This is a genomic window from uncultured Mucilaginibacter sp., assembly GCF_903913935.1.
GTDB lineage: Bacteria > Bacteroidota > Bacteroidia > Sphingobacteriales > Sphingobacteriaceae > Mucilaginibacter.
This window is the reverse complement of record NZ_CAIWNH010000372.1, coordinates 1-23387: the sequence shown is the minus strand read 5'-3', so window position 1 is coordinate 23387 and position 23387 is coordinate 1. Positions and strand designations below refer to the sequence as shown.

Below are 23387 nucleotides of genomic sequence, written 5' to 3'. Positions count from 1 at the left end.
TGCGGTTAAGAGTGAAACCCAAATGCTTATCGCGGATGCATCGTCGCCAACCATCCCCGCATATCATCCCCCGGATTTGGCGGCGAAACCCCTCCCCGCCACTACACAGCCAGCCGCACCCCTCCCGACGGGAGGGAGTTTTAGCGGTGATTCAAATCATCCAAACACCTATGATGAAAACACCAGCAAAGACGAAGAGAAATCCACACGCCATACCCGCCGTTGCGTGCTGCGTGTATAGATTTCTCTCTATCGTCGCCAATGACAAAAAGCATTAAGCTTTCTTCATCCTATCATCCACCAATCCTACGCATCATAGTTCAGACCATCAAAAAAACACCGCCACCCGCAGCTTCGCAAAAAACGGTGTGCCGGGGGTAAAGCTCATTTGGTCAACAGGGGCAGCCTCGCCGCGCAGGCGGCTCACCTGTTCAACCGCGTATTCCTGCCATTGGGTGTTCAGCAGGTTTTCGATAGTTAGCCCCACTTCGTAGCGCTTTTGGGTATAGTTCACCTTCAGGTCGGTAACAAAATAGCCATCGGCCTTAAGGGTGTAAGTATTATTGCCGGGCCTGTTATGCATGTAGCGGTAGCTGAGGCCGCCGTTAATGCCATTCTTCAGCTTAAAATCAAGCCCGCCGGTGCTGGTAAAAGTAGGGGCCAGGGGCAGGTAGCCGGTTTTCGCGGCGCTGTCCGCCAGCCGTGGCCGGGCAAGGTTTAGGTTGACGGCAGCAAACAACCAGGACGCCAGCTGGTACCGTGCCGACAGGTCGGCGCCCATACGCCGGGTGCGGCCGCCGGGGGCAATATCGCCGTCGTCGGTATAAATAAATTCCTGCTGCAGGTACAGGTACCAGGCGGCGGCGTTTATGTAGAGGTGCGGCATGGGTTTCCAGTTCAGGCCAAGGTCGGCGCCATAAGCGGCAGGCAAAGTTTGCAAGCCCTTATTACCGATCACCGCTATGGCATTATTGGAATGAAAGCCCTTGCCCGCTTTTAAATAAAACTGAACCTGGTTGTTAGCGGTATATTGTACATTCAGTTTCGGGCTGGCAATCACTTCCGTTTTGGTGCTTCCTGCAAAATTAAAGCTGAAATAATCCAGCCGCGAGCCTGCGTTTAAAAGCCATTTGCCGCTTTCAAAAGTTTCGTCAAGGTACAGGCCTGTATTGTTCTGGCGGATGTCGCCATGGGTAACATTGCTCAAAAACCGGTACTGTTGGGTCACAAAACTATAATCCGTCCCATACGTCCGGTCGAACCGGCTGCTCAGGCCCACTGCGGAGGTCAGCTGGTTATTGCCCCAGTATTTCCGGTTACTCAGTTTGCCGTTATAGCCAAACATGTCGCGTTCTTCGTGCTGCTGTTTCTCGTCGCCATTAACACTGTCGAGTGCAAAAAAGGTGGAGTTTACATGCAGCAGGAACTTATAATGGGTATAATACAGCTGGTTATCCATGGTCCAGTTGTTGCCAAGGTTGGTGCTCAGTTTGGCCAAAGCGTTTACGCGGCTGGTTTTGCCGCCCTGGGCACTGTCAATAGTACCAAAGCGGCTGATGGTAACCGGCGCGGCCGGGATAGTAATGGGATTGCCACTATCATCGAGTGCGGTGCTGCCTGCCCCAACCGCCCGCTGCGGAATTTCCCCCGAAGCCACCCAGCTGGTGCTGAAAGTGGATGCGCTCAATGTCAGTTTATTGCCCTCACCCAGTTGCTTGCTGTATTTGGCAAATAAATTGGTGCGTTTATAATGTTCGGGCAGTTTAAAGGCGCCGTCGGTATAATTGTATTCGCCCGCGATGTAGGCGTTTTCGCCATTTTGTTTGGCTTTGGCGTTTAACAGATCAATCAGCCCGGCCGCGCGGAAGGTATTAAATTGCCCCCGCTCCAAACTGATGGTGCTTTTGTCGGGCGCGTCTTTGGTGTTAAAAGCCAGGTAGGCCGCGGTGGTAAAATCGCCATAGCCTGTGTAATACGGCCCTTTGCCATAGTCAAAAGTGGCAATGGTTTCGGGGATGAGGAAATGCAGGTCGGCATAACCCTGCCCGTGGATATGTGATACCATATTTACCGGCATCCCGTCTACCGAAACATTAACGTCGGTACCGTGGTCGGCATCAAAACCGCGCACAAAGATCTGCTCCGCCTTGCCGCCACCCATGTGCTGGGCAATAAACAGCCCGGGCACCAGCCGCATCAGATCCTGCGACGAATTGATGGGGCGCACATTAAGGTCGATATTGCCGAGCGTATGGAAGGAATTGTTGTTAAGCCCTGGTAGTATCACCACCTCCTTCAGGTCGATAGATCCCCGGTTCAGGCTGATGAGTAAAGGCCTGGCATGTTCAGCCTTAACCTGTTGTATGGTGTAACCGATAAATGAGACGGTTAGCGTAGCGGAATCGGCGGGGAGATTAAGTCGGAAATCGCCGTTTTTATCGGTGGTGGTGCCTTTGCCGGTGGCGCTCACCACGGCATATTCAACGGGTTGGCGGGTAATTTGGTCAATAACGGTGCCTTTGTATATTTTTTGAGCGTGGCACAGGCTGATGCCTGCAATTAGCAACAGGGCTATGGGCGCTGTTTTTTTTAAAAAATGCATATAAGTATAAGATGGATAGCAGGCTGCCTTCAAAACCGGCTCCTTGTGCCCTTTGTGAAACCTTTGCGCCCATCGTGGTAAAAAATAAACCACAACGACCACGAAGAATGCACCAAGAACACTAAGCCTGTATAACTGGCAGCAGCAACTTTGTGTTTAAATAAATGTGTTGAAAGGCCCCACACGATTTTTTTCCTCCCTCTCCTTTGGAGAGGGCCGGGGTGAGGCATAAAAGTAATACTTACCCGAGCCGGGGTGGCTGGTAAATAGGGAGATCAGCAACGGGCAGGGTAAAACGGTGATTGGGCACCTGCATTACCTGCACTACCTGCGTGTAAAACCGGGTTTCGGCTTTTTGTCCGAATAAGGCTTCCTGGAAAAGATTTTTTTGCGACTGGCGCTCATCGTTCTTCTCTTTTTCTTCGGCCTGCCTTATTTTTTTCATGAAATAGCATTTGCCATTACAATGCAGCCATGGCTTGTCCCGGTTTTCGCACAGATGTGTAGCGATGTAATTCTTGTTCAGTTCGAACCCTGCAAAAACAAACAGGCGCGAAAAACTGGCAGACATTACCGCAACAATCAGCAAATAAGCAATTAAAGGGCGTACCATATGGCGGCAAAGGTAAAAATGCTTTGGCAATAGGAGTCAACCCCGGGGTTGGTGTTTTTTAATTTGTACTGGTTCTAAATAAAAAGCACTTTGACAGCCTTATTTATCATCCCTTTTCAGCGTCGCATGCAGCTTGGTACCATTCACGTCAATATTCATACTGACCGAGTCGCCAAAAAATTTACCGCTATGTTTAAACACTACCCCTTGCGGGTTGGCAGCAGTAAATGAAAATTCATTGCCGCTGATCCTGCCGCTGTCAATTGGCACCGGGTCGCCGTCGCCCTGGGCCGTACCGGTAAGCTTATCACCGTCAACCGTAAAAATAAAATTGATCTGCAGGTCGTTGCCGTCAGGCGTTTTGAGCATCCCTGTCCACTTGCCTGTCATATCGGCGATTGCCGCGAAACAAACCATGATGCAGCAAACCAGCGCCATGGTGGTAAAAATTCTTCTTTTCATATTTATTGGTTTAAGGAGTTCTTTGTAAAACAGTGTGCGCCTTTGCCCCGCCAAAATCAACATCCATCGCTATTGAATCGCCCTGGGTAAAGTACTTTCCCTTATGAGGGTAGGGCCTGCCATGAAAACTGATATTAAAAGAAACACTGTCGCCTTTTACCTTGCCGCTGTCAATAGGCACGGTTTCGCCGTTGGTTTCAAGGGTGCCGGTTAGTTTTTCGCCATCAATTTTAAAAATATAGTTAATAGGGTATTGGTCGCCGGTAGGCGCGTTCAGCACACAACTCCATTTTCCGTTCAGACCGGCAAAAACTGCCGCCAACGCGAAAGCGACACAGCATGCCAATAAAATGGTAACCAGGATCCTTTGTTTCATCACACTTATTTTATCTATAAGATGGAATAAATTTCAAAAAGGTTACAGTAAATGGAGTTATGGATGAATTATAAATTCTGGCATAGGTTTAAAAGCAAAAACCCCGCAGATAGGCGAGGTTTTTACGTATTTTTAATAAGTATCAGCGGTTACTTATCGCGTTTTAAAGTCGCATGCATTTTCATGCCGTTAAAATCAATATCCATACCTACCGAATCAGCATCAGGATAAAATTTACCGGTATGTTTTACATCGGTACCGTTAACCGAAACGTTGAAGGTAAAATTGTTTGGGTCGATAAATTTACCATCGGTAATATTTACATCACCCTGTGGAGAGGAGGCAACACCCGTTAATTTGCCGCTGTCTGTCTTAAAGGAATAAGTCAGCGGGAACTGGTTGCCATCAGGGGTGTTCAGGGTGCCTGTCCATTTACCGGCTAAGCTGGCAGCAAATGCAAATGCCGCTACTACGCAGCATACCAATGCCGCGGTTGTAAAAAGTCTTTTTTTCATCATTAATTTAGTTTGCTATAAGATGCTGTAACTGAGATTGTGTTACAGTAGCGGAAAGATTTTATTTGAGGAACCAAGAGCTAAGAGCCAGGAAGCAAGTAGAAAAGGCTCACATACTTTTTCATCTTGACTCCTGGCTCTTGATTCTTGACTCTTTAGTCTATTTCCCCGGCCTGCTCAGCTTAATATGGCCCTTATTGCCTTCAAACGTAACATCCATGCCGATAGAATCGCCGGCGGCAAAATATTTGCCTTTGTGCGAATAGGTAACGCCCTGTACCGAAACGCTGAAACTCAGGTCATCGCCGGCAACTTTGCCGCTGTCAAGTGGTACGCTCATGCCCGAGGTTTCCAGTGTGCCGGTAAGGCTGCTGCCTTCCACTTTAAAACTGTAGCTCAAAGGGTAGGCATTGCCATCCGGAGCGTTAAATGTAGACGACCATTGGCCGCCCATGTCTGCAATTGCTGCATAGCAAATGGCAAAGCAGCATAACAGCAATGCTGTTATTAATAATGTTCTTTTCATATTTGGGTTGGTCTTTTAAATAAAAGTATATTTTTTCAGGCAGATAAACGCAAGCGCCTGCAAAATATTTTTATTGCTCAAATCTTTTCAACGTAGCATGCGATTTAGCATCGCCCAGGCTGATATCCACCCCAACGGAATCGCCATAGAATTTGCCCTCATGGTCAATTTCCATATTGCTGACGATCACGTTAAAAGTAAACTTATCACCGGTGATCTTACCATCGTTAATGGGCAGCTCGCCTTTTGGTGTTTTAGCAGTGCCGGTTAGTTCGGTGCCCGCTATTTTAAAGCTGTACAGCAGCGGGTACTCATCGCCCTGGTCGGTTTTTAACAGGCCGGTCCATTTGCCGGTAAGGTTTTCAGTGGTTGCCGAAGCATAAAAAAAGCAGCTCAGAAATAAGAAAGTAGCGAAGATCCTTGTTTTCATAATGGGTTATTTTTTCATCGCTAAAGGTAGAATCAGTATTAAAGCATATCATCAACAATATGTTAAGTTTGTTGTCGCGATGGTTTACCTGCCAACTATTTTTTAACATGTTAACATATTTTAGCTGTAAAACACATGGGTTTTTATTTACGTAACTTATTGTTCATATTGTGTTTATGTGGCACGTCAGCACAGGCACAAACTTTTAATATCAGGGAGTACGGCGCCATTAACGATGGCAAAACCGTTTGCACCGCCGCTATACAGAAAGCCATAGACGCCTGCTACCAAAACGGCGGCGGCAGGGTATACGTACCGGCCGGGCAGTTTATCACCGGTACTGTTCATTTAAAAAGCAATGTAAACCTCTGCCTGGAAAGCGGAGCCGTGTTATTGGGCAGCCCTAACCTGCAGGATTATGAAAGCTATACCAAAGCAGGCTACGGCCTCAATTATTATGGCATCCTGTATACGGCGGATGCCGAAAATGTATCCATCAGTGGCTCCGGCGCTATTGACGGCAACAATAAAGTGTTTTTTGATTTCGACCATGCCAAAAAGATCGACGCCAACAGTACCCGCTTTACCCGGCAAAAAGATAATTACCGCCATGTGGACACCGGTATCGGCGATGGCCCTGTGGTGCCGAAGGACCGCCCGCGGCAGATGGTTATCTTCAGCAACTGCAAGCATGTGCAGCTGCGCGATATTTCGCTGTTAAACTCCCCCTTCTGGACGCTTCACTTTGCTGATTGCGACGACGTCAGCGTAAACACCATCCGCCTGTGGAGCGGCATCCTTGTACCCAATGCTGATGGCATCGATGTAACCAGTTGTTCCAACGTTGTGATCGCCAATTCAGATATCCGCTCCGGCGACGACGCCATCGCCATCGTGGGTTACGACCATCATTTCGAGATCCCCGGTTTTGAGGGCATCAAACATGTTTCGCAAAATATCATTGTTACCGGCTGCAACCTGCAATCGTATTCAAGCGGCATCCGCATTGGCTTTCTCGATCAGAATACCGTCCGTAACGTGCATGTGAGCCATTGCAATATCACCAACTCCAGCCGCGGCATCGGTATTTTTTTGCGCGATGAAGGCTCGCTGGAAAACCTCACCTTCAGCGATATCACTATCGAAACCCGGATGCATACCGGCGATTGGTGGGGCAACGGCGAACCTATCCATATCTCCGCCGTTCGCGGTAAGGAAAGCGTAAAACTTGGTACCATCAAAAATGTGGAGTTTAACAATATTACCTGCAAAGGCGAAAACGGCATCCTGCTGTATGGCTCGGAAGAAAGCCAGTTGCAGGACATCCGCTTTAACCATGTCTCCATGGAGTTGGTGAATAGCAAACTGAACGATGTAATGGGCGGCAATATCGACCTGCGCGGCTGCATGGACGAGCACCAGCAGCTGTTCTCGTCCAATATCCCGGGCCTGCTGGCCCATCACATTACCGGATTAACCCTCAATGATTTTAAATTTACCTGGGACCCTTCAATCAATCAGCCTTATTTTACCAATGCCATCACCGTGGATAATTTTAAAGATTTAAAAATTGTAGATTTTGCAGGGACAGCTTCGCCTGCGGATCAAAACGCGGCACCTATTTTATTGGAAAATGGCGACGGGGCAAGAGTGAGCAGGACGGTTAAGGTTGATAAGGTGGGGGTGACGGGGTTTGAAGTGGTGAAATGAGGTTTACTTTGCCATTTGCATCTCGTTGCGCAGGGTCCCTTGAAGGAGACCCTGCGGGGACGGAAAAAATCTTTCTCGCTGATCGTTTGCTAATAAAAGAGCTTTTCCTCGCGGGCGAAATTTATGAGCCCTGCTGTTTCTTCACTTTTGAAACGCTTTTGGTTTTGAGCAGCGCTGCCTGTTTCCGCATGTCTTCTAAGGAAAGTTTGGACTTTTTTGAGTTGGCTTGTTCGGCCAGCTTGTTCATCTCCGAGAATGATATGTTGTAATTCATCCTTTATATTTTTCATTAAGATTCAATATTCAAATATAGGGCTTTTTTTGAACACCGGAGAGGCACAATAATTTGCCGGGCTATTAGTAAAACATCCATTTAATTTGGATTCGCGCATGCCTCATTCCGCCACCTCCTCATTTTCAACTTTAAGTTTCGTGGCCAGTTTGTTTTGTTTCTTTTCTTCGTCGCCAAGGATGATGCCCCAGGACTTCAGGCTGTCTACCCTGTCGAAGATGATCTTGAGCACGGCAATTACCGGGATAGAGAGGAACATGCCGGAAATACCCCAGAACATTTCGCCGATCACCACACCCAGCACTGTAACCAGGGCATTGATCCTCACCTTTGAACCCACCACCAGCGGTAAAATAATATTGCTGTCCAAAATATGGGTAACGAGAAAAGTAATGAGCACATAAATGACGACGGTACTGTCCGTCGAGGTGCCGAGGGTTACCGTTGCGCTGAGCACCATGGCGGCAAAGATCCCGAAATAGGGGATGAGGTTAAAAATGCCGGTGATGAGGCCCAGCAGGATGGCATATTGTACCCCCAGTATAGAAAGCGTTACGCTGACTGCTGTAGCAACGATCGACATTTCGATCAGTAAGCCGACAATATACTGGCGGATGATCATTTGCACCTGTTCGATCACGTCGTGCACCTTTTGTTTATTCTCTTCCAGGAATACCGATTCAAGGAACTTCAGGATAAGGCGGCGGTACATCAGGAAAAAGAACGTATAAATAAAAGTAAAGATGAGGAACAGCAAAATGGACGAGAGCGACAACAGCGTCGTGCCCACCAGCGCCGCGTCTGGTGAAGTTACCTTGCTGGCGGCGGAATTGACCACGTTGAGCTGCTTGCGGCGCGTGATACCGATGTTTTCCGATACCCAGCCGCGGAAGTTCCAGAGCGAACGACTGATCTGCGCCTGGAAGGCCGGCCAGTCCCTTAGCAGGTTGGCGATTTGCGAACCGATCACATATAGCACCACCGTGATCAGCGAAAGTAACATAATCACCGCGATCATGGAAGCTGCGCCACGCGGCAGGCGGATCCGCTTTTCAAAGAACCCGGCCAATGGCATCAGCAGGATGGCAAACAAACAGGAGAAAATTAATGGCGCTAAAATATCTTTGGCCAGAATGACCAGCGCCCCAAGCGCAAAAAGGCTGAACAGCACACAGGCGAGTTTGATATAAAAGGGCAGGCGGGTAAAGTTTTTAATTTCCATATGCTATTTGTTTGTCGTGTTGAATAAGCATTTAATCAACAATTTGTTTGTTTGAATTACTCACGCATGTCTGGCATATTCCGGGGGTAAATGTCGCAACTTATTGTGATGATAAGTAATCGTGTCTTTTGTGTTGCCGTTTGCTTTGTCTGTGTAACTTATCGCGGAGGGTGCCCATTCAAATTAGCCTGCAGCCATGTCCCAATTGTCCATGCACTTACTACCTTTGTCCATGTTTTGGGCGCATAAAGTGTGGCACCTTTGTATTGTCAATACAGACAAATAAAATTACAAAAAAATGCCACGTATAAAAGCACTCGATCCGGAAACAACCACCGGAAAATCAAAAGATCTGTTTAACGCCATCCAGGGCAAGTTGGGTATGGTTCCAAACATGATGCGCACCATGGGTAATTCGCCCGCAGTTTTAAATGGCTATCTTGCGCTAAGCGGCGCTCTCGGCGAAGGTAAACTGGGCGCAAAATTAGGCGAACTGATTGCCATTACCGTAGCAAACGCAAATAGTTGTGCATATTGCAACGCTGCACATAGTTTTATTGGCGAAAAGCTGGTACATATCGATGCTAATGCCATCGATGATGCACGTTCAGGGAAATCGGATAATGAAAAGACAGCCGCCGCACTTGATTTTGCCAGGGTGGTTGTTGAAAAGAGAGGTATGGTTGGCGATATCGATTTGGACGCGGTAAGAAACGCCGGTTATGATGACGCCGGGATTGCCGAAATAGTAGCGCATGTGGGTTTAAATATTTTAACCAACTACTTTAACAATACTGCCCTTACGGTAGTCGATTTCCCGGAAGCGGAGCTTATTGAAGCTGCTGCTATTTAATGGTGAGCGCCGGGAATCAAGAAACAAGAGTCAAGTAAAACTGATTTGGGTTTAATGTTGTAAAAAAGATGCAAAATTGCACAGGTTGTTTTTTGCACCGATGTAAGCCGATCAACTTTTATTTTCTTATCTTGGTTCTTGACTCTTGGTTCCTGGCTCTTGATTCTTTACGTTAAAAAAACAAAATGGAACAAAAACTACCGCTCCCACCATTTACGATGGAGACCGCTTTGGAAAAAGTGCAACTGGCCGAAAATGCCTGGAATACGAGGGACCCCGAAAAAATATGCCTGGCTTATACCATTGATACCGAATGGCGCAACCGGACTGACTTTATCAATGGCCGGGAAGAAGTAAAAGCCTTTTTAAAAAGAAAATGGGAAAAGGAACTGGACTATAAGCTAAAAAAAGAATTATGGGGCTTCCGCGAAAACCGGATGGCCGTAAGGTTTGAATATGAATGGCATGACCTTAGCGGCCAGTGGTACCGGAGCTACGGAAATGAACTTTGGGAGTTTGACGAAAACGGCCTGATGAGCAAACGTTTTGCCAGTATCAACGACCTTGAGATCACTTTTGCCGACCGCAAACTATTTTAAACCTTTATAGCTTGATGACCCAGACAGCCTTTACATTGATCAACCCGGAAACAAAAGCATTGGCCTTTAAAATATTTGCTTTTGAGGATGATGCTTATTTTAACCAGGTAAAAAATTACAACTATTACTCGATGGTGCTGGTAACGGAGGGTAAAGGCACTCTGCGGGCCGACTTTTCGGAGTATTTGCTTGCGGCGGACTCCCTGGCATGCTTTTCTGTTTACCAGCCATTTATGATCAAAGCCGATAATGATTTAAAAGGCATCCTGATCAATTTTCATCCCGATTTTTTCTGCATCCATAAACACCAGCAGGAGGTGGCCTGCAACGGGGTGCTTTTTAATAATATCTATGAGTCGCCGGTGGTTAGCTTAACTCTGGCAGAGGTTCAGTCGCTGTTAAATATTGTAAATGAATTAAAGGCGGAGATGCAAAACGCCGCTTTGGCACAATACGAACTGCTGGTTTCTTATCTCAAGATCTTCCTGATCAACGCGTCCCGGATTAAATTAAATCAAAACCAGCCGGTAATACCCGGCAATAAGCAGGAACCTTTTATCCTGCAAACATTAAAAGATGCCATCGAGGCGCATTATAAAACCAAACATAGCGCCGGAGCGTATGCAGGTTTGCTCAACATATCCACCCGGGCGCTGAACAGGATAAGCAAAGATCATTTTAATAAAACCATCACTAACCTGATTGCTGAACGGATCATTATTGAAGCCAAACGCGAATTATACCTTACCTCAAAGCCGGTTAAAATGATCGCTTACGAATTGGGGTTTAATGACGAGTTTTACTTCAGTCGTTTTTTTAAAGGCAATGCAGACGTATCGCCACAGCGGTACCGCGATACAGTTGGTTTTTCGCGGGCGGAGGCATAAGCCGTTCTGCACGGCAATTTTTACCCGTTATACTGCCCGTCACTCACCTGTTCCATCCAATCAACGGGCGAGCCATTCAGTTTTTCATGTATGGTGATATGGCTCATAGCCGTTGTTGCCGTTGCGCCGTGCCAGTGTTTTTCACCAGGTAAAAAGTACACAACATCGCCCGGGTAAATGAGTTGCTTTGCTTCGCCTTCGCGCTGCACCCAGCCCGAGCCTGTGGTAATTATGAGCGTTTGTCCGAAAGGGTGGGTGTGCCAGGCTGTGCGCGCGCCGGGTTCAAAGGTTACCAGCGCCATGGCTACCCGGGCCGGTTCAGGCGGGTTATTAAGCGGGTCGATCCTTACCGATCCGGTAAAATATTCAGCGGGCCCTTTGCCCGAAGGCTGTGAGCCTGCACGTTTGATTTCCATATGGGTTGTTTTTAATATGATAGATCTATAAACAGTTTACCACCGCACAAGTTTGATCTGTTTCGGCATAAAAGTATAGGGAATACAAACCTTAACAGCGCATTATTCCTCCGCAAAAATGGCGGCCATCTTGTCAATGCTCTGTTCCAAACCAATTTGAGCAAAGTTGCTGATCGAGCCAAATTCAGCGTATTCGGTAACGGTCATTGCTGTTTTGCCACCGGTAAGTTCGCTAAAAGTTACCACGGTTCTAATATCCTGCGGAAAATCAGCCGGCATACCCACACTTGCCGGTTCAACTTTATTGCCGTCTTTATTGGCCAGGCTTTGGATAAACTCGATTTCTTTTAGCGGGACGATCTTTATATACTCCCAAACAGAATACCATTCCTGCCCGCCCATTTCGGCCGGAGCGAGCATGCTCACCAGGGATCTGCCGCCTTCGCGGAAATCAATTACAGCCACCGGCGATGTAAAATGCTTCGGCCCCCACCAGCGCTTTACCAGCTCTGGGTCTACCCAAACCTGCCATACCATTGCAACCGGGGCGTTAAAAATTCTCTTAACCTCAATTTGCTTAGCCATAATTATTTACCTGTTAATCAAAATCAAGCGTTTTGCAGCGCTTCGATATCAAATTTCCGCATTTTCATAAAAGCCTGCATTACCCGGGGCCTTTTTTCCGGATCTGACATCAGCTGGCCCAATATCTCCGGTACTACCTGCCATGACAAACCAAACTTGTCCTTACACCAGCCGCACATATTTTCCTGGCCTCCGTCAGCAATAAGTTTATACCAGTAATGGTCAATTTCTTCCTGGTCTTTACAGGGGATCACAAACGAAACGGCCTCGTTAAATTTAAAATGCGGGCCGCCGTTCAGGCCCATAAAAAACTCGCCGTTCAATTCGAAATTTACCACCATCCCGTTGTCCACAATTATTTTTGAATTGGGAAAAATAGTGCAGTAAAAATCTGCTGCTGCCCTGGCATTACCATCAAACCACAGGCAAGGATACACCGGTTTTTTCATCTCGTTTAGTTTTATATCGGTTTTAACTGTTTTTTTGCGCTTGTGTTTTCGCCTGCATTTCATTTAACAAATCGTCCATAGCGTTAAGCCTTTCGTCCCATAGTTTACGGTAGGGCTCCAGCCATTCGGCCACTTCTTTCATTTTATTTGGATTGAAGTGATAATAAATCTCCCTGCCCGATTGCGTTTGATTCAGCAAAGCACATTCATTTAAAATTTGAATATGTTTTGAGATGGTTTGCCTTGAGGCGTTAAAATGCTCAGCAATGGCGCCGGGTGTCATGGCGTGTAAAGCTACCAGGCCTAATATGGCCCGGCGGGTAGGATCGGCTATGGCCTGAAATACATCTCTGCGGATTTCCATTATATTTGCAGTTATCTGACTGCAAATATAATGCAGTTATTTAACTGCGCAAATTTTCGGACATATTTTTTATATTTATAACTAACACAAATCAGGTAAATGGTGTTGTAATAATAAAATTGAAAAAATGAAGATGATCGTACCTACCACATTATTGCAAGACATCCTTAGAGTAATATTAGGAACTTTTATGGCATTAGCTGCCATAGCACATCTTACTTTTGAAAGGGTCGCCTTTAAGGCTCAGGTTCCGGATTGGGTGCCGATGGATAAAGACCAGGTAGTAATTTTATCCGGCATCGTTGAATTGGCGCTGGGCTTATGCCTGATTTTTTGGGCCGGAGAGAAAGTTCAGCTGGGTATTGCCCTGGCTATATTTTACGTCCTGATTTTTCCGGGCAATATTGCGCAATATACTAATCATGTTTCGGCCTTTAATTTAAATACGGACAGAGCCAGGCTGATCCGCCTGTTTTTTCAGCCCATATTAATTTTATGGGCATTGTGGTGTACCGGCGCTTTAAAGTATCTTTTTTACCCGGGCAAATAGGCTGGCCGCGATTATAATTTTGTTTAAATAATTGTACCGGATCCGCACGGTTTTAACTGTCAGTTCAGATTAAGGTGTAGCTTTATGATATTGATAATGCCGCTTGCGGCGATCTGCAACCCCACACAGAAAATTAAGAAAGCCATAAACCTGTTGATGATCTGCTCGTTTCGCAAACCAATAAAACTGATAAGGCGGTTAGTATTCAGGTAAAAAATAAAGATGAGGATGCATATGCCGATGATGGATACCAGTAACGCGCAAATATTCAGCAGGTAAACAGAGAGGTCGGCATTTGCACCCTGGGCGCTTAGCGTAAACAATACCGCTATCGTGCCCGCCCCGGCAGTAATGGGAAAGGTAATGGGATAAAAAAGGTTGTTCTCAGTTGACTTGGCATGTTCGGTTTCAGCTTTGCTGGCTACTTCTATTTCTTTTACCTCTTTATCGTCAACAGTAAGAAATTGCCACCCGATCCGGCAGATCATGATGCCGCCCGCCAATTGTATCACGGGGATGGATAAACCAAAAAGTTCTAAAATCCAGTGCCCAACCAATACAGTGGCTGCGCAGATGATAAAGCAGTAAAAAGCGATTTTTTTTACAGCTCTTATTCGCTCCTTACGGGATATATCTGCAAAATAAGGACTTACGATAAACGCTGAACCGATAGGGTTAACCACCGGGAACAGGGCCACAAAGCCTATAAATACCAGGTGAATAAAAGTGTTAATTTGCTGCGGCATATAAAATATAAACACACAAAAGTAGAACTAAATAATCAAAAGAAAGTTCGTAACACAGCAATATATTCCCTTCCCATTATCTATGCAAGTACCAGCCCCTCCCTCAGCGCCTTATCATAAACTTCCTCATTGAATTTATAATACGTTGGCGACCGGTGCGCTCCTATGCTTCTTTTTTCATCCAGCTTAACAATCAGGCCGAGCGAAATTAGTTTATTGGGAAAATTTGAGGCATTGAGTTGCTTGCCCGACATCACCTCATAAAAACGTTTGATCTCCTTTAAGGTAAATTTTTGCTGCAAAAAGTTTTGCCCTATCGGGAAATGATGCAAATGCATCCGCATGGTAAATAGCGCCTCCTCAACCATACGGTCGTGGTCAAAACCTAATCCCGGCAATTGATCTACCGGGAACCAGGCACACTCGCTTGACAGGAAATCAGCCCTTGGTACGGCATTGATAATGTCAGTAATGGCATAGTAACCTACAGAAACTGTTTCGCCGGTAAGCCAGTTGTCTTTTTCTACGCGTACCTGCACCATTTCAAATAGCTTTTCCGGGTCGAAGGCCCCGCGCGAATCATTACGGCCCGGGTCGCCAAAGGCCTTAAATTGTTTTAAAAACAGGTTGTCAATACCCGTACGTTCCGCAGTTATCCGGGTAGCAGCCTGGTCCAGGCTTTCATTTTTACGTACGAAGCCGCCCGGCAAACACCATTTGGTAATGATCTTGTTCTTCACCAGCAATAACTGCAGCTCGCCATCGTGGTAGCCAAGGATGGCGCAATCTATCGTCAGGTTTGGCCGGTATGCTAAATGTCCTTTGTTAAAAAAATCCTGTATCTCTGCTAAGGTTTCCATCTGTGTTGAAAAATCATTAAAGCATTTTGCGATTGAAAACGAAGTTAGAAAGGCAACTCCCCTCCCGGGAGGGGGCGCGCTGCCCTGTGTTGTGGCGGGGGGTGTTAGCCGTTATGCCCGTCCGACACACCCCTCCGCCCCTCTCAAGAGGGGAACCGCACGGCCCACGCTTTTAATTCAATATTTCTATCGTTATTCAAGCAAAAAAATTATTTATTAAATGTTAATAAATGTAAAAAGAATTTTTTATACCTTCATTTATTATTTTTTAATAAATGAAATTTTAGAGGAGTATCAATTGCTTTTTGCTGTAGAATTTTAAAAATATAGTAAATCAATAAACCAACCCAAAAAATTATAACCAATGAGAATTAACAAACCACTGTCGTACGCAGCAGGTGCAGGGGCATTGCTGGCGGTGCTCGCCTTTGCAAAAAGCCGGGTCGAAAACAAACTAGCCCCCGAAGTGCTGGCACAATCAAGCCTGGTACGCATCAGCGATGGCATTGCTTACCGCGACCTTGATAAAAACGGCAAGCTCGATGTTTATGAAGACCAGCGCCAGCCGATTGAAGACCGTGTACAGGACCTGCTTAAAAAAATGACCCTCGAAGAAAAAGCGGGCATGATGTTTTACTCCCCGGTGCGCACCAATGCTGATGGCAGCATTGAAGATAAGCCCGCAAGTGGCTTATTAGCGAGCCTTTCACCTGTAGGTATAACGGAGATCGATAAACATCACATAACCCATTTTAATTTGTTCGCAGTGCCGGCGCCGGATACCCTGGCGATATGGTATAATAATATCCAGCGCTACGAAGAAAAGACCCGGCTGGGGATCCCGCTTACCATAGCCTCCGATCCGCGCAACCAGGGTGGTGCGGGTATTTTTGCCATGTCGGCCAAAACCTTTTCCATGTGGCCCGACCCGCTGGGCCTGGCTGCTATTGGTGATGATAAATTGACGGAACAGTTTGCGGATATCTCACGGCAGGAATACCTGGCTACCGGCATCCGCCAGGGATTGCACCCGCAAGTAGACTTGTCAACCGAGCCACGCTGGCCGCGCATCTCCGGTACCTTTGGTGAGGACGCAGAGCTCTCCTCACGCATGACAACCGCCTATATCAAAGGCTATCAGCGCACAAAGCTTGGCCCTAACAGCGTAGCCATGATGACGAAACACTTCCCCGGCGGCGGCCCGCAAAAAAACGGCCTCGACCCGCACTTTAATTTCCAGAAAGGGGAAGTTTATCCGGGAAATAATTTCAACTATCATTTGATCCCATTTGAGGCTGCTTTTAATGCAGGCACTGCAGCCATTATGCCATATTACGGCGTGCCGATGGGTCAAAAAGATATTCCCGAAGTCGGCTTCTCCTATAACAAAGCTATTATTACTGAATTGCTGCGCAAAAAATACCATTACGACGGCGTGGTTTGTACCGATTGGGGCCTGGTGTCGGATGCCAAGATCGGTCCGGTTAATTTCCCTGCCAGGGCATGGGGCGTTGAAAACCTGAACACCGAAGAACGCGTGCAAAAAATAATCGATGCCGGCGTCGATCAGCTGGGCGGCGAAAACCTACCCGATGTTATTGTAAAACTGGTAAAAGATGGTAAACTGACCGAAAAGCGGATTGACGAGTCGATCACAAGGCTGCTGCGTTTAAAGTTCCAGCTGGGCCTGTTCGACAACCCTTTTGTTGACGAAAAGAAAGCCGCGTCCATCGTGGGCAGTCCTGAATTTATGGCCGCCGGACAAGCTGCACAACGCAGGTCGATGACGCTGTTGAAAAACGATAACCATACACTGCCTTTAGCGATCAATAAGCTGAAGATCTATATCAAAAATATCAACCCCAAAATTGCTGCCGAGTATGGTACCATCGTAAGCGATCCAAAACAGGCGGATATTGCCATCATCAGGTTGCAAACACCAAACTACCCCATCCCCGAAGCTAAAGGCAACTTTATAGCGGGTATGTTCCATTGGGGCGACCTGGATTTTAAGGGCCAGCAATTGCAGGAGATCCTCGATCTGGAAAAAGCCGTTCCAACCGTCGTAGATATTTATCTGGACCGCCCGGCGGTAGTACCCGAGATCAGCGCAAACGCCAAAGGGCTTTTCGTCAATTTCGGATCGAATGACAGGGCATTATTGGATGTGGTTTTTGGCAAATACAAACCGGAGGGCCATCTGCCAATTGAAATGCCATCCTCTATGGAAGCCGTGCGCAACCAAAAAGAAGATATGCCCTATGATTCAAAAGATCCGCGTACAAATTTGGATTTGGACTGAGCTATTAAGAAACTTGATAAGAGCCAAAAAAAGCCGGCGCCGTGCGATTATGAACCTATTAATTGTTTTTTTAAGGCGTTCATGAACTCCTTCGTCGGTTCCCCTCTTGAGAGGCCTGCCTGCCGGTAGGCAGGGGCGGAGGGGTGTGTTAATGAACATTTCGTTTAACACACCGCAAAAACACGGCGCTTATATCAATTACTAAACACATTTAATCAAACAATTCAACATGAAAAAAATCAATTTAATTATGGCCTGCCTAATGGCCTTTGTATTCATCGCTTCAAAAACCCAGGCGCAAACAAGTACCCCCAATTATTTTATTGGTAAATGGGACGTACTGTTAAAAGGCCTGCCCCAGGGTGATACCCATATGAAGTTAAGCCTCACCGACTCGGCAGGCACCATGAAAGGTGTAATGCTGGATACTACTGATGCGCACAAAGATATCCCGATGACCAAAATTGAACAGGCACCCGATACCATTACGCTCTATTTTACCGCGCAGGGCTATGATGTAAGCCTGACTTTAAAGAAAAAAGATGACGACCATGCTACCGGCAGCCTGATGGGTATGTTTGATGCCACGGCTGACAGGATGAAGAAATAAATATTGACACTTGGTTAGAACCGGCAGGATGAACTTTGATAGCGTGTTCAATCTCCTGCCCGATCCTCCGGATTTATCCGGGGGATTTTTTATTTTATTTCCACTATCCTACCACCATGTATTATTAAAATTACAATAAACCGCTAAAATATGGTTACAACTCGCTAATAATCGTTCATTTTTAATTTTTATAGTGAGTACTTTTGTTCTGCGTTAAGGTACTGAATTGAATAAAGAGTTGAGTTCTGGAGTTTCATTAATCCTTACGTTGCACCATCGTATTTCGGGTTGCAAAAAACTCCGTGTTCTTTGCGCATTTCCCTTTGTGTCCTCCGTGTTAAAATTTAACCGCGGAGTTCGCAAAGAAGCCGCAAAGGTCACAGAGATAAGCAATTCTTATATCAGCTATAAAATGATTAAAAAGCTCTGTTTATTATTCACCCTCGGTTGCTCCGTATCAGCCTACGCGCAAAAAAAGGATTACCCTATACAGCCGGTGCCTTTTACCAGCGTAAAACTGGATGATCAGTTCTGGTCATCCAAAATAGAAACCAACCGTACGGTAACCATCCCGGCCTCTTTTGCCCGCTGCGAAAGCACCGGCAGGGTGAAAAACTTTGTGATGGCAGCCGAGCACCAGGGCAAATTTTGCACCGTTTATCCTTTTGATGATACCGATATTTATAAAACCATTGAAGGCGCGTCCTATTCGATGGCCGTCCACCCGGATCCGAAATTATCGGCCTATATTGATTCATTAATCAATATCGTAGGTAAGGCGCAGGAGCCGGATGGCTATTTATACACCGCCCGCTCTATCGACCCCATACATCCGCAAGCCTGGGCAGGCCCCGAGCGTTGGGTGAACGAACAAAAAAGCAGTCACGAATTATACAACTGTGGCCACATGTACGAAGCTGCTGCTGCGCATTTTATGGCAACCGGCAAACGCAATTTTTTGAATATCGCCCTAAAAAATGCCGACCTGCTGGTACGCACTTTTGGCCCCTATAAAAAACATGTTGCCCCCGGTCACGAGATTGTGGAAATGGGTTTGGTTAGATTATACCGCATCACCGGGAAAACCGACTATTTAAACCTCGCCAAATTTTTCATCGACCAGCGCGGTATCAAAGCTTACAATAAAAAAAGCACCAATGTTTACGAGAACGGTACCTATTTCCAGGATGATAAACCGGTGATCGACCAGGATGAAGCAGAGGGCCACGCCGTGCGTGCGATGTACCTGTATTCGGGCATGGCCGATGTCGCCGCGTTGACAGGCGATACCGCTTACCTTAAAGCTATCGACAAGATCTGGAACAATATGGTAGGCAAAAAGATGTATGTGCAGGGTAGTATCGGCGCAGTGGGCGATGGCGAACGTTTTGGCGATAATTACGAACTGCCAAATGCAACCGCTTATAACGAAACCTGCGCCGCCATTGGCAGCGTGTTCTGGAACGAGCGCATGTTTTTATTGCATGGCGATTCAAAATATATCGATGTACTGGAGAAAACGCTTTATAACGGCCTGATTTCCGGTGTGGGACTTGACGGCAAATCTTTCTTTTATACCAATGCCATGCAGGTAAGCGACAGCTTTACCCATCCCGATTTGGAGCGCGAGCGTTCCGGCTGGTTTACCTGTTCCTGCTGCCCTACCAACGAGGTGCGGTTGCTGCCATCTGTTCCCGGCTATATGTATGCCGAAAACGGGAGCGATGTTTATGTTAACCTGTTCATCAGCGGCACTGCCAGTTTAATGGTGAATAACAAAGCCGTAACCATCATCCAGCAAAATAACTACCCATGGCAAGGCGCTTTAGCCTTTACTATCGACCCTGCATCTGCTACCGAAATGAACCTCAGGATCCGCATACCCGGCTGGGTGCAAAACCAGGCCATACCGTCGGATCTGTACGCCTACGAACAATCATCAACCGCCAAAATTGAAATAAAATTAAACGGCAAGCCGGTTGATTACCAAATAGTAAAAGGTTATGCCGTGATCAGCAAAAAATGGAAAAAGAACGATAAAGTTGAGTTGACCCTACCCATGGAGGTGCAAAGGGTGATGGCTAATAAAGCCTTACCTGAAGACAGTGCCAAAGTGGCCCTGCAGCGTGGCCCTTTGATGTATTGTGCTGAATGGAAGGATAATGGCGGCAAAGCTACCAATATCATCATTCCGAAAAATACCATTTTTGATACTGCATTTGAGCCCTCGCTGTTAAATGGTGTAATGGTGCTGAAAGCAAATGTAAAAAGTGTTAATATTGATGTTGCAAATCAAACCATCAGCACCGAAACCAAATCCATGACCGCTATTCCCTATTATGCCTGGGCCAACCGGGGTAAAGGCGAAATGACGGTATGGTTTCCGGAACAGGTAAAAGCTGTTGAACTATTAACCAGGTAAAACAAAACTAAATGAAGAATCTTTTTAGCGTAACACACCCCTGCCCCTCTCATGAGGGGAACCCCGAGCACGGGGCCTTTAATAATAATCATAAAAGTGGCGGCCTGTGCGCTTCCCGTCTTGAGAGGGGTGGAGGGGTGTGTTTAACGAATTCCCCTTTTGGATGGTGCTATCGGGCGACAATAAAAATAGTAGTGCTGATGTTCCTGGTTGTAGCCTTTGTAACAGGTGCTACCGCCCAGGGAGTTTCTATCGAACACGGCTGGCAATTTGCCAAAGGGGATTCGTCCCAATGGTCATCGCCCGCGTACAACGATCTGAACTGGAAACAAATTGACGTAAGCAAACCCTGGGAAGAACAGGGTTACCCTCAATACGATGGCTTCGGCTGGTACCGGCTGCATTTTGTGCTACCATCATCCATTAAAGAAAAAGCTTTTTTGAAAGACAGCATCCGCATTAACTTAGGTGTTGTTGATGATAACGACGAAGTATACCTGAATGGCAAACTGATCGGCAAATACGGCGGCCGGGGTGGCGATATCAAAACCTCTCAATATGGCCCGCGCAGCTATACCCTGGCGGCAAACAATCCTGCAATTTTATGGGATAAAGAAAATGTACTGGCCATCCGCATATTTGATACCGGTGGTGACGGTGGCCTTTATGGCAATAACCACAACATTAATATGCTGAGCCTGATGGACAATGTGACCATCAATACCGATGGCGATTTTTATTTTGAAGAGAATGAGGGCCTCAGTAAAACTATCTTTTTAAGTACCGGCAGTAACTATGTATACAAAGGTAAACTCACCTTTAAGGTAACCGACCCGGAAACCAATACCGTTGTTCGCGAAGGAACCAACGATGTGCTTTTTACCGCAGGTAAACCGTTTAATTATACATTTACCATAGATAAATTGCCAAAGAGATCATACCGGTTGACTTATACTTTTACGGAAGAAAAATCGCATGATATGATGGTGAAAAACGAAGGTACACCTTATGTACTTACGCCATACCCTTCGGCAAAACCAAGGATCAATGGGCCCGATGTATACGGCGCAAGGCCCGGTAATCCATTTTTGTATCTTATCCCCGCTACCGGGAAACAGCCGCTCACCTATTCGGCAACAGGCCTGCCTGATGGCTTAAAATTGGATTCTAAAACAGGGATCATTACCGGCACTGTCGCTCAAAAAGGAGATTACGCGGTAATATTTACGGTGCACAACCGCCTCGGCACCAAAACAAAGAAATTTACCATAAAAATTGGCGATGTAATCGGGCTGACCCCCGCTTTAGGCTGGAACAGCTGGAATGCCTTTGGCTTAACGGTGAATGACCAGAAAGCCCGCGTTGCTGCCAAAACCATGACCGATAAACTAAGCGCCCATGGATGGAACTATGTCAACCTGGACGACGGTTGGGAAGCAGCGCAAAGATTGGCCAGCGGAGAGATTACTCCCAACCAAAAATTCCCGGATATGAAAGGGCTTACAGATTATGTGCATAGCCTTGGTTTAAAAATGGGGATCTATTCATCGCCCGGTCCGCGTACCTGCGGTGGCTACCTGGGCAGCTGGCAGCATGAAGACCAGGATGCCAAAACCTACGGCGATTGGGGCATCGATTATTTAAAATATGACTGGTGCTCCTATGGCGAAATAGCCCCGGCCCATCCATCTCTTGACGAATTTAAAAAACCCTACCAGGTAATGCGCGCATCTTTGAATAAGATCCCGCGCGATATCATGTTCAGCTTTTGCCAGTATGGTATGGGCGATGTGTGGAAATGGGGCGCCGAAGTAGGCGGCAACAGCTGGCGTTCAACAGGTGATATTGAAGACACCTGGCAAAGTATGTCAACCATCGGCTTTAACCAAATTGCTGATGGCCCGTACGCGCAGCCCGGCCATTTTAACGACCCGGATATGCTGGTAGTGGGTAAAGTAGGATGGGGCGATAACCAGCACAACAGTCGTTTAAGCCCGGACGAACAATATACCCACATTAGTTTGTGGAGCCTGTTATCAGCCCCGCTGCTGATAGGTTGCGATATGGGCAAACTGGACAGGTTTACACTTAACCTGCTCACCAATGACGAAGTAATTGCCATTGATCAGGACGCTTTGGGCAAAGAAGCAAGGCAGTCGTTAAAAAAAGAAAATTACCAGGTTTGGATAAAGGATCTGGAAGATGGCGGCAAAGCGGTAGGTGTATTTAATACGTCCGATAAATATCAAACCATCACCCTTAAAACCAGTGAAGATGGGTTGAAAGGATACACCAAAATAAGGGATGTATGGCAGCAGAAATATTTGATCGCCGACGGAAATAATTTGACAGTGAAAGTAGCGCCTCACGGAGTGGTGCTGGTGAAGTTGAGTAAGTAAACCGGTCGGCAATCGTGACGTCCGCGAAATTAAATATGTCATTTATACAAATTAATGCCCCATCGGGGCTACCTGTTTGTAGAAAATAAATATTTAAGAAAAAATGCCACGTCAGTGGCTACCCATTCGCGGAGGGTAGCCACTGACGTGGCAATAATGACAAGCCATAAGATTTCTACAAACAGGTAGCCCGCCAATTGGCGGGGCAAGAAAATGAGTAGACTTCCGAAAAATGGTATAATAAATAGTTAAAAACAAAATTTAAAAACAAAAAACAAAACCTCCTCAATGAGAGAGGCTAAAAGAGGGCTGAGAACTTATGAGTATCATCTGGAAAGGCGTTTTCCCGGCAGTAACCACCAAATTCAACGATCAGGATGAGTTGGATTTTGAAGCATTCGATAAAAATATCGAAGCACAAATAGAAGCCGGTGTTAAAGGGATCATTATCGGCGGTTCACTGGGCGAAGCCAGTGTTTTAACCGATGATGAGAAAATTACATTATTAGAACATACCGTTAAAACCGTAAACAAGCGCGCGTATGTGATATTGAACATCGCGGAGCAAACTACCAAAGCCGCACTATTATGTGCTGA

Annotated in this window: 26 protein-coding genes; 11 read left to right on the top strand and 15 right to left on the bottom strand. The window is 46.5% G+C overall.

Annotated features, from left to right (window positions below; all coding sequences use genetic code 11):
• A partial coding sequence (locus QZY09_RS14920; RefSeq protein WP_295673638.1) for a hypothetical protein occupies positions 1-241 on the top strand: 241 nt, incomplete at its 5' end.
• Between the two features lie 87 nt (positions 242-328).
• Here QZY09_RS14920 and QZY09_RS14915 read toward each other — a convergent pair.
• The 7 genes from QZY09_RS14915 to QZY09_RS14885 all read right to left on the bottom strand — a co-directional run bounded on the left by QZY09_RS14915 (position 329) and on the right by QZY09_RS14885 (position 5524).
• A complete protein-coding gene (locus QZY09_RS14915; RefSeq protein ID WP_295673636.1) occupies positions 329-2602 on the bottom strand; it encodes a TonB-dependent receptor in 2274 nt (757 codons plus the stop codon).
• Positions 2603-2843: 241 nt separating this feature from the next.
• A complete protein-coding gene (locus QZY09_RS14910) occupies positions 2844-3215 on the bottom strand; it encodes a hypothetical protein (RefSeq protein ID WP_295673634.1) in 372 nt (123 codons plus the stop codon).
• 99 nt (positions 3216-3314) lie between these two features.
• A complete protein-coding gene (locus QZY09_RS14905; RefSeq protein WP_295673633.1) occupies positions 3315-3677 on the bottom strand; it encodes a hypothetical protein in 363 nt (120 codons plus the stop codon).
• A 10-nt stretch (positions 3678-3687) separates the two neighbouring features.
• Positions 3688-4053 (bottom strand): hypothetical protein, encoded by a 366-nt coding sequence (locus QZY09_RS14900; RefSeq protein ID WP_295673631.1) that lies wholly within the window; start codon positions 4051-4053, stop codon positions 3688-3690.
• A 149-nt stretch (positions 4054-4202) separates the two neighbouring features.
• On the bottom strand, positions 4203-4571 hold the full coding sequence (locus QZY09_RS14895) for a hypothetical protein (RefSeq protein WP_295673629.1): 369 nt from the start codon (positions 4569-4571) through the stop codon (positions 4203-4205).
• Between the two features lie 157 nt (positions 4572-4728).
• The gene (locus QZY09_RS14890; RefSeq protein WP_295673627.1) at positions 4729-5094 is read right to left on the bottom strand and encodes a hypothetical protein; all 366 of its coding nucleotides are present in this window, start codon (positions 5092-5094) and stop codon (positions 4729-4731) included.
• Between the two features lie 70 nt (positions 5095-5164).
• Positions 5165-5524 carry a hypothetical protein gene (locus tag QZY09_RS14885; RefSeq protein ID WP_295673625.1) on the bottom strand — a complete coding sequence of 120 codons (360 nt, stop codon included), beginning with the start codon at positions 5522-5524 and terminating at the stop codon, positions 5165-5167.
• Between the two features lie 135 nt (positions 5525-5659).
• On the opposite strand from QZY09_RS14885, the gene QZY09_RS14880 reads away from it, so the two are divergent.
• Positions 5660-7234: a glycosyl hydrolase family 28 protein gene (locus QZY09_RS14880; protein WP_295673623.1), complete on the top strand. Its 1575-nt coding sequence runs from the start codon at positions 5660-5662 to the stop codon at positions 7232-7234.
• A 121-nt stretch (positions 7235-7355) separates the two neighbouring features.
• On the opposite strand, the gene QZY09_RS14875 is transcribed toward QZY09_RS14880, so the two are convergent.
• Entirely contained in the window at positions 7356-7508 is a 153-nt protein-coding gene (locus QZY09_RS14875; protein WP_295673622.1) for a hypothetical protein, read from the bottom strand.
• Between the two features lie 121 nt (positions 7509-7629).
• Positions 7630-8748 (bottom strand): AI-2E family transporter, encoded by a 1119-nt coding sequence (locus QZY09_RS14870; RefSeq protein WP_295673621.1) that lies wholly within the window; start codon positions 8746-8748, stop codon positions 7630-7632.
• Positions 8749-9046: 298 nt separating this feature from the next.
• Here QZY09_RS14870 and QZY09_RS14865 point away from each other — a divergent pair, with 298 nt between their 5' ends.
• The 3 genes from QZY09_RS14865 to QZY09_RS14855 all read left to right on the top strand — a co-directional run bounded on the left by QZY09_RS14865 (position 9047) and on the right by QZY09_RS14855 (position 11087).
• Positions 9047-9601, top strand: a complete 555-nt coding sequence (locus tag QZY09_RS14865; RefSeq protein WP_295673619.1) for a carboxymuconolactone decarboxylase family protein — start codon at positions 9047-9049, stop codon at positions 9599-9601.
• Positions 9602-9786: 185 nt separating this feature from the next.
• A complete protein-coding gene (locus QZY09_RS14860) occupies positions 9787-10200 on the top strand; it encodes a nuclear transport factor 2 family protein (protein ID WP_295673617.1) in 414 nt (137 codons plus the stop codon).
• A 14-nt stretch (positions 10201-10214) separates the two neighbouring features.
• Entirely contained in the window at positions 10215-11087 is an 873-nt protein-coding gene (locus tag QZY09_RS14855) for a helix-turn-helix domain-containing protein (protein WP_295673615.1), read from the top strand.
• A 20-nt stretch (positions 11088-11107) separates the two neighbouring features.
• Here the strand turns inward: QZY09_RS14855 and QZY09_RS14850 are convergent, their stop codons facing one another.
• The 4 genes from QZY09_RS14850 to QZY09_RS14835 form a co-directional block, all read right to left on the bottom strand.
• On the bottom strand, positions 11108-11503 hold the full coding sequence (locus QZY09_RS14850) for a cupin domain-containing protein (protein ID WP_295673613.1): 396 nt from the start codon (positions 11501-11503) through the stop codon (positions 11108-11110).
• A gap of 102 nt (positions 11504-11605) precedes the next feature.
• Positions 11606-12088, bottom strand: coding sequence for an SRPBCC domain-containing protein (locus tag QZY09_RS14845; protein WP_295673612.1), 483 nt, complete (start codon positions 12086-12088; stop codon positions 11606-11608).
• A gap of 23 nt (positions 12089-12111) precedes the next feature.
• Positions 12112-12537, bottom strand: a complete 426-nt coding sequence (locus tag QZY09_RS14840) for a VOC family protein (protein WP_295673610.1) — start codon at positions 12535-12537, stop codon at positions 12112-12114.
• Positions 12538-12559: 22 nt separating this feature from the next.
• Positions 12560-12901, bottom strand: a complete 342-nt coding sequence (locus tag QZY09_RS14835) for a metalloregulator ArsR/SmtB family transcription factor (protein WP_295673608.1) — start codon at positions 12899-12901, stop codon at positions 12560-12562.
• Positions 12902-13028: 127 nt separating this feature from the next.
• Between QZY09_RS14835 and QZY09_RS14830 the strand changes: the two genes are divergently transcribed.
• The gene (locus QZY09_RS14830) at positions 13029-13451 is read left to right on the top strand and encodes a hypothetical protein (protein ID WP_295673606.1); all 423 of its coding nucleotides are present in this window, start codon (positions 13029-13031) and stop codon (positions 13449-13451) included.
• 59 nt (positions 13452-13510) lie between these two features.
• On the opposite strand, the gene QZY09_RS14825 is transcribed toward QZY09_RS14830, so the two are convergent.
• A complete protein-coding gene (locus tag QZY09_RS14825) occupies positions 13511-14197 on the bottom strand; it encodes a MarC family protein (protein ID WP_295673604.1) in 687 nt (228 codons plus the stop codon).
• A gap of 80 nt (positions 14198-14277) precedes the next feature.
• A complete protein-coding gene (locus tag QZY09_RS14820) occupies positions 14278-15057 on the bottom strand; it encodes an NUDIX domain-containing protein (protein WP_295673603.1) in 780 nt (259 codons plus the stop codon).
• 364 nt (positions 15058-15421) lie between these two features.
• Here QZY09_RS14820 and QZY09_RS14815 point away from each other — a divergent pair, with 364 nt between their 5' ends.
• The 5 genes from QZY09_RS14815 to QZY09_RS14795 form a co-directional block, all read left to right on the top strand.
• The gene (locus QZY09_RS14815; RefSeq protein ID WP_295673602.1) at positions 15422-17359 is read left to right on the top strand and encodes a glycoside hydrolase family 3 N-terminal domain-containing protein; all 1938 of its coding nucleotides are present in this window, start codon (positions 15422-15424) and stop codon (positions 17357-17359) included.
• A gap of 229 nt (positions 17360-17588) precedes the next feature.
• Positions 17589-17969, top strand: coding sequence for a hypothetical protein (locus tag QZY09_RS14810; RefSeq protein ID WP_295673601.1), 381 nt, complete (start codon positions 17589-17591; stop codon positions 17967-17969).
• A 412-nt stretch (positions 17970-18381) separates the two neighbouring features.
• Positions 18382-20391, top strand: a complete 2010-nt coding sequence (locus QZY09_RS14805; RefSeq protein WP_295673599.1) for a glycoside hydrolase family 127 protein — start codon at positions 18382-18384, stop codon at positions 20389-20391.
• An 11-nt stretch (positions 20392-20402) separates the two neighbouring features.
• The gene (locus QZY09_RS14800) at positions 20403-22790 is read left to right on the top strand and encodes a putative Ig domain-containing protein (protein WP_295673597.1); all 2388 of its coding nucleotides are present in this window, start codon (positions 20403-20405) and stop codon (positions 22788-22790) included.
• Between the two features lie 319 nt (positions 22791-23109).
• Positions 23110-23387: dihydrodipicolinate synthase family protein (locus tag QZY09_RS14795; RefSeq protein WP_295673595.1), on the top strand; the 278-nt coding region annotated here is incomplete at its 3' end.

Coding starts and splice junctions, on each gene's coding strand:
- QZY09_RS14905 (WP_295673633.1), bottom strand. CDS start 3,677: ATGAAAAGAAGAATTTTTACCACCATGGCGCTGGTTTGCTGCATCATG.
- QZY09_RS14810 (WP_295673601.1), top strand. CDS start 17,589: ATGAAAAAAATCAATTTAATTATGGCCTGCCTAATGGCCTTTGTATTC.
- QZY09_RS14855 (WP_295673615.1), top strand. CDS start 10,215: ATGACCCAGACAGCCTTTACATTGATCAACCCGGAAACAAAAGCATTG.
- QZY09_RS14890 (WP_295673627.1), bottom strand. CDS start 5,094: ATGAAAAGAACATTATTAATAACAGCATTGCTGTTATGCTGCTTTGCC.
- QZY09_RS14835 (WP_295673608.1), bottom strand. CDS start 12,901: ATGGAAATCCGCAGAGATGTATTTCAGGCCATAGCCGATCCTACCCGC.
- QZY09_RS14830 (WP_295673606.1), top strand. CDS start 13,029: ATGAAGATGATCGTACCTACCACATTATTGCAAGACATCCTTAGAGTA.
- QZY09_RS14825 (WP_295673604.1), bottom strand. CDS start 14,197: ATGCCGCAGCAAATTAACACTTTTATTCACCTGGTATTTATAGGCTTT.
- QZY09_RS14815 (WP_295673602.1), top strand. CDS start 15,422: ATGAGAATTAACAAACCACTGTCGTACGCAGCAGGTGCAGGGGCATTG.
- QZY09_RS14845 (WP_295673612.1), bottom strand. CDS start 12,088: ATGGCTAAGCAAATTGAGGTTAAGAGAATTTTTAACGCCCCGGTTGCA.
- QZY09_RS14850 (WP_295673613.1), bottom strand. CDS start 11,503: ATGGAAATCAAACGTGCAGGCTCACAGCCTTCGGGCAAAGGGCCCGCT.
- QZY09_RS14910 (WP_295673634.1), bottom strand. CDS start 3,215: ATGGTACGCCCTTTAATTGCTTATTTGCTGATTGTTGCGGTAATGTCT.
- QZY09_RS14875 (WP_295673622.1), bottom strand. CDS start 7,508: ATGAATTACAACATATCATTCTCGGAGATGAACAAGCTGGCCGAACAA.
- QZY09_RS14915 (WP_295673636.1), bottom strand. CDS start 2,602: ATGCATTTTTTAAAAAAAACAGCGCCCATAGCCCTGTTGCTAATTGCA.
- QZY09_RS14895 (WP_295673629.1), bottom strand. CDS start 4,571: ATGATGAAAAAAAGACTTTTTACAACCGCGGCATTGGTATGCTGCGTA.
- QZY09_RS14840 (WP_295673610.1), bottom strand. CDS start 12,537: ATGAAAAAACCGGTGTATCCTTGCCTGTGGTTTGATGGTAATGCCAGG.
- QZY09_RS14800 (WP_295673597.1), top strand. CDS start 20,403: ATGAAGAATCTTTTTAGCGTAACACACCCCTGCCCCTCTCATGAGGGG.
- QZY09_RS14865 (WP_295673619.1), top strand. CDS start 9,047: ATGCCACGTATAAAAGCACTCGATCCGGAAACAACCACCGGAAAATCA.
- QZY09_RS14880 (WP_295673623.1), top strand. CDS start 5,660: ATGGGTTTTTATTTACGTAACTTATTGTTCATATTGTGTTTATGTGGC.
- QZY09_RS14900 (WP_295673631.1), bottom strand. CDS start 4,053: ATGAAACAAAGGATCCTGGTTACCATTTTATTGGCATGCTGTGTCGCT.
- QZY09_RS14805 (WP_295673599.1), top strand. CDS start 18,382: ATGATTAAAAAGCTCTGTTTATTATTCACCCTCGGTTGCTCCGTATCA.
- QZY09_RS14870 (WP_295673621.1), bottom strand. CDS start 8,748: ATGGAAATTAAAAACTTTACCCGCCTGCCCTTTTATATCAAACTCGCC.
- QZY09_RS14860 (WP_295673617.1), top strand. CDS start 9,787: ATGGAACAAAAACTACCGCTCCCACCATTTACGATGGAGACCGCTTTG.
- QZY09_RS14885 (WP_295673625.1), bottom strand. CDS start 5,524: ATGAAAACAAGGATCTTCGCTACTTTCTTATTTCTGAGCTGCTTTTTT.
- QZY09_RS14820 (WP_295673603.1), bottom strand. CDS start 15,057: ATGGAAACCTTAGCAGAGATACAGGATTTTTTTAACAAAGGACATTTA.